Origin of the sequence: Rubrivirga sp. (assembly GCF_049648075.1) — a bacterium.
Lineage (GTDB): Bacteria > Bacteroidota > Rhodothermia > Rhodothermales > Rubricoccaceae > Rubrivirga.
The window spans coordinates 1-12,493 of the sequence record NZ_JBARYR010000211.1; the positions used below are offsets into that span (position 1 = coordinate 1).

Sequence of the window (12,493 nt, forward strand, 5' to 3'; positions counted from 1 at the left end):
GACTCCTCCGCTGCGGCGATGCCGGACCTTCGCGGACGGAGCGTCCGCCAGGCCGTCGCGTGGCTGCGGGCCATCGGCGTCGAGCCCCGCGTGAGAGGCCGAGGCGTCATCCGTCGGCAGTCCGTCCGCGCTGGAGCGTCGCTCCCTTCCGAGGTCGTCCTCGAGGCCGGGACATGAGCACGCTGCACACGACTCTACCCGACGTCCACACGGCGCCCATCGAGGTCGCCGCGATCGCCCGCGCCCTCGAGGACGCAGGGCTTGGGGACGGCCCCGTCGTTGGCCCGACCGATGCTTTGGTCTCCGACGTCACCATCGACAGCCGAGAAGCCTGCGACGCGGTTCTGTTCGGCGCGATCTCCCCTGATACCCACGCTGGCCGCGACGGCCACGACTTCGTCGACGACGCGCTCGCGCGCGGCGCAACGGCTGCCCTCGTTTCGGGCAACTGGATGCGCACGTCGGCACCGGCGCCCTTGGGGAAGGGTGAGCGTCTCCCCGGCGCGGCTCTCATTCCGGCAACGGATACGAGAGCCGCGTTGGCGGAGGCCTCGTCGGTCGTCTACGGACGCCCCGGCGACGATCTCCGGCTGGTCGGCGTGACCGGAACGAATGGCAAAACGACGACCGTCTTTCTGCTTCACCACCTGTTGACCGCGCTCGGTCACGAGACCGGATTGGTCGGCACCGTCGAAAATCGGATCGGCCAGGACCGCTACGCGACCGCGTACACGACGCCCGAGTCGCCCGCGCTCCAGCGCTTTCTGCGGACCGCCCTCGAGGGCGGGTGCTCGCACGTCGCGATGGAGGTTTCGAGCCACGGGCTCGCCTTGGATCGCGTCGGCGGGCTCGGCTTCGAGGTCGCCGTCTTTACCAACCTGACGCAGGACCACCTCGACTACCACGAGACGCTCGACGAGTACCGCGCCGCAAAACGCAAGCTGTTCGACGGCCTCGGCTCAGACTCCGTCGCCGTCGTCAACCGCGACGACCCCGAGTGGGAGCGGATGGTCGAGAACACGGCCGCCCGCGTCGTCACCTTTGGCACCGGCCTCGAGGCCGACGTCCGAGTTCAAGTCGTTGAGAACAGCTTGGACGGGCTGGTCCTCGACCTCGAGGGCGACCGCCGACGGTACCAGATGCTGGGACGGTTTAACGCGCTCAACCTGGCCGCGGCCTACGCTGTGGGCATCGCGCTCGGACATGAGAAGAGTGACGTGTTGGCCGCCCTCGAGGCCGCGCCCGGCGTGCCCGGCCGGTTTGAGACGATCCGCGCCGGCGGCGTCTTGGGCATCGTGGACTACGCGCACACGCCGGACGCGCTCGCCAACGTGCTCGCCACGGCCCAGGAGATCGTGCCCCCCGGCAACGAGTTGTGGGTCGTGTTCGGCGCCGGCGGCGACCGCGACAAGACCAAGCGCGCCGAGATGGCGGACGTCGCCTCACGCGCCACGCCGCGCGTCATCGTGACGAGCGACAACCCGCGCACCGAGGACCCGCTCGCCATCATCGAGGACGTCTCGATGGGGTTGGTCCGGCCCGCCCTCGAGGTCGCGGACCGCGCCGAAGCGATCCAGCGCGCCGCCCTCGACGCCCGGGACGGCGACGTGATCGTGGTCGCGGGCAAGGGACACGAGACCTACCAGATCGTCGGCACCGAGCGCCGCGACTTCGACGACCGCGTCGTCCTTCGGGACGCGCTCACCCGCCGCTAGGCCGCCCACGTGCTATACCACCTCTTCCAGTGGATCGAGATGACCTATCAGCCTCCGGGCTTCCAGGTCTTCCAGTTCTCGACCGTCCGGGCCGGCTTGGCTGCTGCGACGGCGCTACTGGTGGCGCTGTTCGCCGGGAAGAAGATCATCAACTACTTACGCACCAAGCAGATCGGCGAGACGGTCCGCGAGGGCGAGGACGCCGGCGCGGTCAGCCACGCGCACAAGGCGGGCACGCCGACGATGGGCGGCATCATCCTGCTCCTGGCGCTCGCATCCGGCGTGTTGCTGTGGGGCGATCTCACTAACGCCTACGTCTGGATCGCGCTTATCGCCACGCTGTGGATGGGCGGGTTTGGCTTTGCCGATGACTACATCAAGACGATCGGCAAGAACAAGGACGGCATCGCGCCCAAGGTCAAGCTGGCCGGGCAATTGTCGCTCGGCGTCATCGTCGGTGCGCTGATCGTGTTCGTGTTGCCGGACGAGGGCGTCTCGGACACGTTTACATCACTCCCGTTCGTCCCGAATGGCGGGTTTGACTACGACTTTTTGTCGCCGTTGGTCGGCATCGAGGTCGGGTGGTTGATTTACATCCCGGTCGTGACGTTCATCCTGGCCGGCGTCTCCAACGCGGTCAACCTGACCGACGGGCTTGATGGGCTGACGGCCGGCACGGCGGCGTTCGCCACGTTGGCGATTGTGGCGATGGCCTACGTGACGGGAAACGCCAACCTGGCCGGGTTCGTCAACGACGTGTTCCTGCCGGGCACGAGCGAGTTGGTCATCTTCGGCGCGGCGCTGTGCGCGGCGTGCTTCGGATTCCTGTGGTACAACGGCCATCCGGCGCAGGTCTTCATGGGCGATACGGGATCGCTGGCGTTGGGCGCGGCCATCGGGACCCTCGCGATCCTGATCAAGAAGGAGCTCTACCTGCCCATCGTCGGCGCCATCTTCTTCGCCGAGACGCTGTCTGTCATCATCCAGACGCTCTGGTTCAAGTACACCAAGAAGACGCGGGGCGAGGGCGAGCGCGTCTTCCGCATGGCGCCGCTGCACCACCACTACGAGGCCCTGGGCGTCCACGAGTCGAAGATTGTCATCCGGTTCTGGATCGTGACGGCGCTGCTGTCCATCCTGGCCCTGTTCATGTTCCGGGTCCGATGAGCGAAGTCCTCCAGCTTCCGCCGATCCGGCCCCGCGAGCGAGCCTCGGCCGCCGAGCTTCGCGCAGGCGTCCAAGGCGCCCGTGTGACCGTCGTGGGCGGCGCCCGCAGCGGCTTGTCCGTCGCGCGCCTGCTCACGCGCCACGGCGCCGACGTCTTCCTGACCGACGCCGGTCCCGCCCTCGAGGGCGTCGAGACCAAGCTCGCCGACAACGGCATCCCCGCCGAGTTCGGCGGCCACACCGCCCGCGCCCTCGATGCCGACTGGCTCGTCGTGAGCCCCGGCGTCCCGACGACGGCCGGGTTGGTCCAGTCCGCCCTCCGCCAGCGCAAGCCCGTCTACGCCGAGATCGAGGTCGCGAGTTGGTTCTGCCCCGGTCCCATCGTCGCCGTCACCGGCTCGAACGGCAAGACGACCACGACCACGCTCATCGGCCACGTCCTCGAGGTCGCGGGACGGGGCCACGTCGTCGCCGGCAACATCGGCGTGGCGTTCTCCGACTTCGTCGACGACCTCGAGGCCGATACGGTCGTCGTCCTCGAGGTGTCCAGCTTCCAGCTCGACCACATCGCGACGTTCCGGCCGCACGCGGCGGTCCTGCTCAACATCACGCCCGACCACCTCGACCGCTACGACCACGACGTCGAGCGGTACGGGGCCGCCAAGCTCCGCCTGTTCGACAATCTGGGGCCAGGCGACTGGCTCATCTACAACCTCGACGACGCCCGCATCCGCGAGCACGTCCAGCGCCTCGCCGCCGAGCGTGGGCTCACCCCGGTCGCCTTCTCGGCCGAGCACGAGCCCACGCCCGGCGCTTTCGCGCGCGACGGACACCTCGTCCTGGCCCTGCCCGACTCCAGCGCCCCTGGCGCTCCCCCCATGGAAGAGGATCTTATGCCCAGTTCTGATCTCGCCCTTCGCGGGACGCACAACCTGTACAACTCGCTCGCCGCCGCCATCGTGGCGCGCGCCGTCGAGATCCGCAGCGACGTCGTCCGCGAGAGCCTGACGTCCTTCGAGGGCGTCCCGCACCGGCTCGAGACCGTCCGCACGGTCGGCGGCGTCCGGTTCGTCAACGACTCCAAGGCGACCAACGTGAACGCGGTCTGGTACGCCCTCGAGTCCGTGCCCGCGACCGAGCCGAGCATCGTGCTGATCGCCGGCGGCCGCGACAAGGGAAACGACTACGAGCCGCTCAAGCGGCTGGTCGAGGAGAAGGTCAAGGGCGTCGTCGTGATCGGCGAGGGCGCCGACGTCCTCGAGGCCGAGCTCGGACCGCACACCGACCGCGTCGCCCACGCGTCCTCGATGGAGGAGGCGATCCAGTTCGCGCGGCTCATGGCCGAGTCCGGCGACACGGTCTTGCTCAGCCCCGCGTGCTCCTCGTTCGACATGTTCGACAACTACGAGGACCGCGGCGACACCTTCAAACGACTCGTCTACGCGATCTAGCCGTCCTCGAGGACGGACCTCCGACCACGCCTCGACCTCGAGGACGAACCACCAATGGCCAAAGCCGCAACCGCTAGTCTCACGCGCCGACCCGCTGACCGGGCCGTGATCTGGGCCGTGCTCGTGCTGAGCGCGGCCGGCGTGCTCGCGGTGTACTCGGCGGTCTCGTTCCTGGCCGAGACGAAGGCCGGCGGCGACACGGAGCGGTTCCTCTTTCGGCACCTCTTGCGCGTCGGTCTCGCGCTCGGGGCGGCCGGCGCGTTGTCCCTCCTGGACTACCGGAAGCTGGCCCGCTTCTCGAAAGTGGCGATGGTCGTGTCGCTCGCGCTGTTGGTCGCCGTCCAGATTTTGGGTGTCGTGACGAACGGAGCGCAACGGTGGCTCGAGCTCGGCCCGATCTCGTTCCAGCCGTCGGACGTGGCGAAGGTGGCGCTCATCGTGCACGTCTCGGTCCTGCTGTCGAAAAAGCAGGAGTACATCACGAGTCTCGGGCGCGGCTTCGTTCCGCTGTTGATCTGGATCGTGCCGACCGTCCTGCTGATCGGGATGGAGGACCTGAGCACCGCGGCCGTCTTGTCTGCGACGCTGGGCGTGATGCTGTTCGTCGGGCGTGTCCGCGTGCTCCACATGGGGGCCGTCGCGCTCGCCGGGCTGATCCTGGCGATCGGCTTCCTGGCCTCGAGCCCGCAGCGTGCAGCCCGTCTGGAGGCGTGGACCGGGATCGAGATGTTCTCGTCGAACGACGACGCCGTCGCGATCACGAGCCAGGACGAGAACTACCAGGCCGACCAGGCCCGGATCGCCATCGCGATGGGAGGCATCACGGGGCTGGGTCCGGGCAAGAGCGTCCAACGCGACTTCCTGCCGGCGCCCTACAACGACTTCATCCTGGCCATCATCGCCGAGGAGTACGGGCTGGTCGGCGCGCTCCTGGTCCTGATGGTGTTCGTCTGGATCCTCGCTCGCGGCTTCCTGCGCGTCGCGAGAGGGGCCCCCGATCCGCTCGGCCTGTTCCTCGCGATCGGCCTGACCACGGCGGTCGTGTTGGGCGGCTTCATCAACGCCATGGTGACGTGCGGGCTCTTGCCCGTGACCGGCCTGGCGATGCCCTTCGTGAGCTACGGCGGGACCTCGATGCTGGCGACCGGCGCGATGGTCGGCGTCCTTCTCAACGTGTCCCGCCACGCCAAAACCACCTAGCCCGGCCTCGAGGCCGATTCCCGACCTCGAGGTCGGACCCACACACTCCACGCCCCGCCTCGGCCTCGAGGCCGACAATCCAATCGTGACCAACCGCCCCACAGACGACTCGCCACGTACCGACCTGCCGGCCGGGACGCCCCGCGTGCTGTTCGCGTGCGGCGGGACGGGCGGGCACGTCTACCCGGCCATCGCGATCGCCGACGCCGTCCGCCGGTTGCGGCCCGAGGCGGCCGTTGCGTTCGCGGGCACGCGCGACCGGATGGAGTGGGAGGCCGTCCCCAAAGCGGGCTACCCGATCCACGCCGTGACCGTGAGCGGCTTCCAGCGGAGCCTGTCGGCCAGCGCCATTGCCAAGAACGCGGCGTTCCCGTTCAAGCTTATCAAGGGCCTGTGGGAGAGCTGGCGCCTGATCGGCCGGTTCGATCCCGACGTGGTCGTGGGCACGGGCGGCTACGCGAGCGGCCCGGTCGGGCTCGCGGGCTCGCTTCGAGGACGAGGGCTCGTCCTCCAGGAGCAGAACGCTTACGCTGGCGCGACCAACAAGCTGTTGGCCTCGCGTGCGCACAAGGTGTTCCTCGCCTTCCAAGCCGCCGCGCCGTACTTCCAAGGCGCCGAGACCGAGCTCTCAGGCAACCCCGTCCGCCAGGACCTCGAGGACGCCGACCGTGGCGAGGCCCGTGCGCACTTCGAGGTCCCGGATGGCGCCCGCGTCCTGCTCGTCTTCGGCGGCTCGCTCGGCGCCGGGCCGATCAACGGCGCCGTCAAGCTCCACCTCGCGTCCGTCCTCGAGGCCGACGACGCGTTCGTGATCTGGGCCGCCGGCAAGCGCTACTACGACACGCTCAAGGAGGCCGTGCCTGGGCACCCGCGCCTGCGGCTGGTCCCGTACCTCGACCGGATGGACCTGGCCTACGCCGCCGCCGACATCGCGCTGTGCCGCTCGGGCGCTTTGACGTGCTCCGAGCTCGCCGTCACCGGCACGCCGTCCGTGCTCGTCCCGAGCCCCAACGTCACCGCCGACCACCAGACCAAGAACGCCCAGGCGCTCGTCGATGCCGGCGCCGCAGCGCTGCTCGAGGAGTCCGACCTCGATGCACAGTTCGAGCGCGTCACGGCGCTGCTGCACGACGCGTCCGCCCTCGAGGCCATGACGGTCGCCGCCAAAGAGATCGCCCGGCCCGACGCGGCCGACGACATCGCCCGCGCCGTCGTGGCCTTGGCCGAGACCCGAGATGACTGAGCCGCGCACTCCTGTTCGCCAGGGCGAGATGGGCACCGTCCGCCAGATCCACATGGTCGGCATCGGCGGGATCGGGATGTCCTCGATCGCCGAGGTGCTGATCAAGCGCGGCTTCGAGGTGTCGGGCTCCGACCTCAAGAAGAGCTCGGTGACAGAGCGCTTGGAAGAGTTGGGCGCGACGATCCACGAGGGCCACGCCGCCGAGAACGTCACCGATGCGGACGTCGTGGTCTACTCGTCGGCTGTGAGAAAGCCCGAGGAGAACGCCGAGACGGCCGAGGCGCAGCGCCGGCTCATCCCGATCATCAAGCGGTCCGAGATGCTGGGCGAGCTGATGCGCGCCAAGCGCGGCGTCGGCATTGCGGGCACCCACGGCAAGACGACGACCACGACGATGGTCGGGCTGATGGCCCAGACCGCCGACCTCGACCCGACGATCATCGTCGGCGGCAAGGTGGCCGTGTTCGGCTCCAACGCCGTCGCCGGGACCGGCGAGCTGATCGTCGTCGAGGCCGACGAATACGACCGGACGTTCCTCAAGCTGGCGCCCATCGTGGCGGTCGTGACCAACATCGAGGCCGACCACCTCGACATCTACCGCGACCTCGAGGACATCAAGGACGCGTTCGTCCAGTTCGCCAACTCGGTCCCGTTCTTCGGTGCGGCCATCCTGTGCCTGGACGACGAAAACGTCCGGTCCATCCTGGGCCGGATCCACCGCCCGATCCGCACCTACGGAACGAGCCGACAGGCGTCGCTGCGCGCCGAGAACATTGATCAGATCCAAGCCACGACGCACTTCGAGGTCTACGAAGGCTCCGAGCGCCTGGGCGCCGTCGTGCTCCACGCGCCGGGCCTGCACAACGTCCGCAACGCGATGGCCGCCGTCGCGGTCGGCTTGGAGTTGGGCGTCGAGTTCAAGACGATCGCCGAAGGCATCGCCGAGTACACCGGCGTCGACCGCCGTTTCCAGGTCAAGGGCGAGGTCGCTCATGGAGACGGGACGGTCTTGCTGGTCGACGACTACGCGCACCACCCGACCGAGGTCGAGGCCACGCTCGCTGCCGCCGCCCGCGGATGGTCCGACCGCCGCGTCCTGGCCGTCTTCCAGCCGCACCTCTACTCGCGCACCCAGGACCTGGCCGAGGAGTTCGCCCGCGCCTTCTACGACGCCGACGTCTTGGTGGTCACCGATGTCTTCCCGGCCCGTGAGCAGCCCATCGAGGGCGTGACCGGCCAGGTCATCGCGGATTTGGCGCGGCAGTTTGGTCACCGCGACGTCCACTACGTCTCCCAGAAGGGTGCGCTCCCGGCCTACCTCCAGGGCCTGACCCAGCCCGGAGACCTGGTCCTGACGATGGGTGCCGGTGACATCTGGCGCTTTGGCGAGGCCTTCCTCCGCGACCTCGAGGCCCTGGCCGAGGACGACGCGTAATGGCCAAGCGAACCCTCTCTAAGGCGGACCGCCGCAAGCGCCAGGAGCGCCGACGCCGCATCGCACGCCGCGTCGGGATCGGCGTTGCCCTGCTCGCTCTCGGAGCGGCGTGGGCGTGGCAACGAACCCTGCCGCTCACCAACGTCGCCGTCATCGGCGCGACACACGCGCCCGTCGAGGACGTCATTGACCTGGTACAGGTCGAGCCCGACTCCGTCGCGCTGTTCTCGCTCTCGTCTGCGCTCCTCGCCGACCGCGCCCAGCGCCACCCGTGGGTCCGCACCGCGACCGTCCGTCGCCTGCCGACGGGCACGCTGCGCATCGTCCTCGAGGAGCGCGTCCCCGAGGTCATCGTCCTCGAGGACGGACGGCCCAGCCACTTCCTGGACGCCCAGGGCTACGCGATGCCCATCGAGGCCGCGACGCCAGCGCTGTACGACGTCCCCGTCTTGGAGGGCGCACCCGACTACCACCCGATCCAGCCGGTCGCGAGCGCCGGCCTGCGGTCACTCCTGGCCGCGCTCTCCCGCGCCGAGCCCTCGACACACGCGCTCGTCTCGGAGATCGACTGGCGGACGGCCACGTTGTGGACCACGCCGACGTCCGGCCATGAGACCGTCGCGGTCACGCTCGGCCGGTTCGACCACGCCGCCCAACTCCGGCGCCTGCGCGCCTTCTGGGACCAGGCCGTCTTGCCCCAGCCCCACGTCACCTTCGCGTCGGTCGACGTCCGCTTCGATGGCCAGGTCGTCACGCGTGAGCAGTCGCCGTCCGACTCGTCCTCGAGTCCGGCGCCCCCCCTCGAGGACGACTCCGCTCTCCAGGAGGCAGCTGCCACTCCTTCCACACCGCTCGGCATCATTACACCTTCCCCAACCCTCCCATGACCCACTCTGAACAGGACGGCGACCGGATCGTCGTCGGCGTCGACATCGGTACGACGAAGATCTGCGCGGTCGTCGCGTCGGCGGACGATCATGATCGCATCCACGTCCGCGGCGTCGGCGTCTCGGCGTCGGACGGGCTGAACCGCGGCGTCGTCGTCAACATCGACAAAACCGTCGAGGCCGTCATCAAGGCCATCAACGAGGCCGAGCACGCGGCGGGCATCGAGACGCAGTCGGTCGTCGTCGGCATCGCGGGCGACCACATCCAGAGCTTCCAGAGCCGCGGCGTGATCACCGTCGCCGGCGGCGAGATCGACCGTGAGGACGTGCTCCGTCTGCTCGAGGACACGCGTCACGTGGCCATGCCGGCCGACCGCGAGATCCTGCACGTGTTGCCGCAGGAGTTCATCGTCGACGGCCAGGACGGCGTCGCCGATCCCATCGGCATGTCGGGCGTCCGCCTCGAGGCCAACGTCCACATCATCACCGGGTTGGTCTCGGCGGCCAAGAACGTCTACCGTTGCATCGAGAAGGCCGGCTACGCCGTGGACGACATCGTCTTGGAGCCGCTCGCCTCGAGCCACGCTGTCCTGCACGAAGACGAAAAGGAAGTCGGTGTCGTCTTGGTCGACATCGGCGGCGGCACGACCGACATCGCCGTCTTCGAGGACAAGACGATCCGGCACACGGCCGTCGTCGCCGTCGCGGGCACCAAGGTCACCGACGACCTGCGCAAGGGGCTCGGCATCCTGCACGACCAGGCCGAGCGTCTCAAGCGCGACTACGGCGTCGCCCTCGTTGACATGGTGACCGAAGACCGCGAGATCCAGATCCCCGGCATCGGTGGTCGCCCCGACAAATCGATCGGCCAGTCGACGCTGGCTCAGATCATCCAGCCGCGGCTGGAGGAGATCATGGAGTTCGTCGCCATCGAGATCAAGCGGTCCGGGTACGGCCGGCATCTCTCGGCCGGCGTCGTGCTCACCGGCGGCGGCTCGCTGATTCCTGGGACGGCCGAGCTGGCCGCCGAGATTCTCGGCCTCGAGGCCCGCGTCGGTCGCCCGCTCGGGCTGGCTGGCGGGCTCGTCGAAGAGGTCAACGACCCGAAGTACGCGACCGGCGTCGGCTTGGTGTTGCACGGCATCCGGTCCGGAGTCTCTGGAGGGGCCTCTCTCGTGGCCCACGAAGTCGAGGCCGACGCGACCACGGCCGGCGGCGACGGACAGCACACCGACCCCGACCACCTCGTGTCCAAGATTGCGTCTCGGATGCGCAGCTGGTTCGACGAACTCTAATCCTTCACTCACTCATGCAAGCGGCGGTCTAAGGGCTGCGGAGCCGGTACTTTCCGGTCGTCCTTACACCGCTGATCCTGGCGAATCCCACACCCCCGAGGGGACACAATGGACAACGACTTCAGCACACGATTCACGTTCGACGACGACGCCCAAGACACCGCCCAGATCCGAGTGATCGGCGTCGGTGGCGGGGGCGGCAACGCCGTCAACAACATGCTCGCGAAGGGCATCCACGGCGTCGAGTTCGTGGCCATCAACACCGACTCCCAGGCGCTTCAGGCGAACGAGGCCGCATCCAAGATCCAGGTCGGCCGGGAGCTGACGAAGGGGCTCGGGGCGGGGGCCCGACCGAGCGTCGGGGCCGGCGCGGCCCAAGAGAGCCAGCGCGAGATCGAGGCCGCCCTCGAGGGCTGCGACATGGTCTTCGTCGCGGCCGGCATGGGCGGCGGCACCGGAACCGGCGCGGCGCCCGTCGTGGCGGCCATCGCCAAGCAAATGGGCATCCTGACCGTCGCGGTCGTCACCAAGCCGTTCGTGGCCGAGGGCCGCAAGCGTCTCAAGATGGCCGAGCAGGGCATCGACACGCTGCGCGACGTCGTGGACACGTTGATCGTGATCCCGAACGAGCGCCTGCTCGACGTCGCCGACGACAACACGACGTTGGTCGAGGCCTTCGAGATGGCCGACGACGTTCTCTACAACGCCACGCGCGGCATCTCGGAGCTGATCACCGTCCACGGCCTGATCAACCTCGACTTCGCCGACGTCCGCACGACGATGCTGGACGGCGGAACCGCGTTGATGTCGAGCGCCGTCGCGTCCGGCGAGCGCCGCGCCGAGCGGGCCGCGACCGAGGCGATCTCGTCGCCCCTGCTAGACGGCATCTCGATCAAGGGCGCGCGGAACGTCCTGGTCAACATCACGGCCGGCATCGACCTGGGCGTCCGCGAGGCGACGCAGGCGACGATGGTCATCCAGAACGAGGCCGGTGACGATGCCGAGGTCATCTTCGGTACGGTCATCGACGAGAGCGTCGGCGACTCGATCCGGGTGACGGTCATCGCGACCGGGTTCGACTCCAACGGACAGGACGGCACGGCCGACGAGCCAGCGGCTCGGCCCAGCGTGGTGTTGGGCGCGGGGCCTCTCTCGTACAAAGGCGAGGGCAACCTCAAGAGCCTGGACGTCCCGGCCTATCAGCGTCGCGCCCAGCAGGAGCAGGTCCGCGAAGACGAGGAGGTGTCGAAGGGCGTCGGCGAGACGATCGATGGCGAGGTGCGCCGCCCCGCCAACGTCCGTGCGCTGCCGAGCAGCAACGTGCCTCGGCGCGAGCGGATCAACAAGGACGACACGGACGTGCCGGCCTTCCTACGCCGGATGATGGACTAACCGAGGCGGCACGTCCCCACGACGCTCACGCGTGGGGGTGTGACTCTCCTATGACACCGCGACGGCCTACACTCCGGCCGGACGCCACGAGTCCCCCCGGACAACTTCGCCAGGGTTGTCCATGAGGCCCCACCGGATTTCCGCCCGGTGGGGCCTCGTCTGTTGCCGTCCTCGAGGCCGAGGCGTAGTTGCGGAGCCGCCCTCGAGGGTGGAGTGGCGGAGCGGCAGCGCTCTCGAGGTCGTGAACTGGTCGGCGGGCCGAGCGTACGGACGGTCCCCTCTCCCGCGCCCGTGACCCGTCTCCTCGTCCTCGTCGCCTTCGCGATCACCGCGTCCTCGAGTGTCGCGCAGGCGCCGGCCGGTGACAGGAGCGTTCTCGAGGCCGACTCCGTCCGCGTGGACACCTCCGCAGTCGGGACGGAGACCCGGTCGTGTGTTGCTGACCCGTCGGTCCGGATCGGGCCGTTCCCACCCATCCCCTCGGCGCTGGCGGGGGTCGTGTGGGCCGCCCCGGATTCGACGGCCGCCGCCCTCGAGGACCTGGAAGCGATGCGGCGCGTGGGGGTCCGCCAGGTGCGGAGCGGACTGGTCACCGATGTCCGCGTCCTCGAGGCCGCGGACCGGTTGGGGATTGCGGTGTGGCAGGATCTGCCCATCAAGGGGCTTCCGGCGTCGTTCTTGGTCCGCGACGCAGAAGAGGCTGAGGCG

The 12,493-nt window shown here is 69.0% G+C and carries 10 protein-coding genes and 1 pseudogene; all 11 read left to right on the forward strand.

Annotated elements, in window-relative coordinates:
- Positions 1 to 18: 18 nt before the first annotated feature.
- Positions 19 to 177, forward strand: coding sequence for a PASTA domain-containing protein (locus WBA11_RS06105; protein WP_424519830.1), 159 nt, complete (start codon positions 19 to 21; stop codon positions 175 to 177).
- Positions 174 to 1,715, forward strand: a complete 1,542-nt coding sequence (locus WBA11_RS06110; protein ID WP_424519821.1) for a UDP-N-acetylmuramoyl-L-alanyl-D-glutamate--2,6-diaminopimelate ligase — start codon at positions 174 to 176, stop codon at positions 1,713 to 1,715. Before WBA11_RS06105 ends, WBA11_RS06110 begins: the two co-directional genes overlap by 4 nt.
- Before the next feature lie 9 nt (positions 1,716 to 1,724).
- Entirely contained in the window at positions 1,725 to 2,882 is a 1,158-nt protein-coding gene (gene mraY / locus WBA11_RS06115; RefSeq protein WP_424519822.1) for a phospho-N-acetylmuramoyl-pentapeptide-transferase, read from the forward strand.
- Positions 2,879 to 4,333, forward strand: a complete 1,455-nt coding sequence (gene murD / locus WBA11_RS06120; protein WP_424519823.1) for a UDP-N-acetylmuramoyl-L-alanine--D-glutamate ligase — start codon at positions 2,879 to 2,881, stop codon at positions 4,331 to 4,333. The genes mraY and murD overlap by 4 nt, the downstream gene beginning before the upstream one ends.
- A gap of 54 nt (positions 4,334 to 4,387) precedes the next feature.
- The gene (locus WBA11_RS06125) at positions 4,388 to 5,533 is read left to right on the forward strand and encodes an FtsW/RodA/SpoVE family cell cycle protein (RefSeq protein WP_424519824.1); all 1,146 of its coding nucleotides are present in this window, start codon (positions 4,388 to 4,390) and stop codon (positions 5,531 to 5,533) included.
- Positions 5,534 to 5,618: 85 nt separating this feature from the next.
- Positions 5,619 to 6,776: an undecaprenyldiphospho-muramoylpentapeptide beta-N-acetylglucosaminyltransferase gene (murG, locus tag WBA11_RS06130; protein WP_424519825.1), complete on the forward strand. Its 1,158-nt coding sequence runs from the start codon at positions 5,619 to 5,621 to the stop codon at positions 6,774 to 6,776.
- Entirely contained in the window at positions 6,769 to 8,211 is a 1,443-nt protein-coding gene (gene murC, locus WBA11_RS06135; RefSeq protein ID WP_424519826.1) for a UDP-N-acetylmuramate--L-alanine ligase, read from the forward strand. The genes murG and murC overlap by 8 nt, the downstream gene beginning before the upstream one ends.
- On the forward strand, positions 8,211 to 9,098 hold the full coding sequence (locus WBA11_RS06140) for a cell division protein FtsQ/DivIB (protein ID WP_424519827.1): 888 nt from the start codon (positions 8,211 to 8,213) through the stop codon (positions 9,096 to 9,098). The genes murC and WBA11_RS06140 overlap by 1 nt, the downstream gene beginning before the upstream one ends.
- On the forward strand, positions 9,095 to 10,393 hold the full coding sequence (ftsA, locus tag WBA11_RS06145; protein WP_424519828.1) for a cell division protein FtsA: 1,299 nt from the start codon (positions 9,095 to 9,097) through the stop codon (positions 10,391 to 10,393). The genes WBA11_RS06140 and ftsA overlap by 4 nt, the downstream gene beginning before the upstream one ends.
- Positions 10,394 to 10,501: 108 nt before the next feature.
- A complete protein-coding gene (gene ftsZ / locus WBA11_RS06150; RefSeq protein WP_424519829.1) occupies positions 10,502 to 11,785 on the forward strand; it encodes a cell division protein FtsZ in 1,284 nt (427 codons plus the stop codon).
- A gap of 291 nt (positions 11,786 to 12,076) precedes the next feature.
- A pseudogene (locus WBA11_RS06155) lies at positions 12,077 to 12,493 on the forward strand (hypothetical protein); the annotation flags it as partial.

Coding starts and splice junctions, on each gene's coding strand:
- WBA11_RS06105 (WP_424519830.1), top strand. CDS start 19: ATGCCGGACCTTCGCGGACGGAGCGTCCGCCAGGCCGTCGCGTGGCTG.
- WBA11_RS06110 (WP_424519821.1), top strand. CDS start 174: ATGAGCACGCTGCACACGACTCTACCCGACGTCCACACGGCGCCCATC.
- murD (WP_424519823.1), top strand. CDS start 2,879: ATGAGCGAAGTCCTCCAGCTTCCGCCGATCCGGCCCCGCGAGCGAGCC.
- WBA11_RS06125 (WP_424519824.1), top strand. CDS start 4,388: ATGGCCAAAGCCGCAACCGCTAGTCTCACGCGCCGACCCGCTGACCGG.
- murC (WP_424519826.1), top strand. CDS start 6,769: ATGACTGAGCCGCGCACTCCTGTTCGCCAGGGCGAGATGGGCACCGTC.
- WBA11_RS06140 (WP_424519827.1), top strand. CDS start 8,211: ATGGCCAAGCGAACCCTCTCTAAGGCGGACCGCCGCAAGCGCCAGGAG.
- ftsA (WP_424519828.1), top strand. CDS start 9,095: ATGACCCACTCTGAACAGGACGGCGACCGGATCGTCGTCGGCGTCGAC.
- ftsZ (WP_424519829.1), top strand. CDS start 10,502: ATGGACAACGACTTCAGCACACGATTCACGTTCGACGACGACGCCCAA.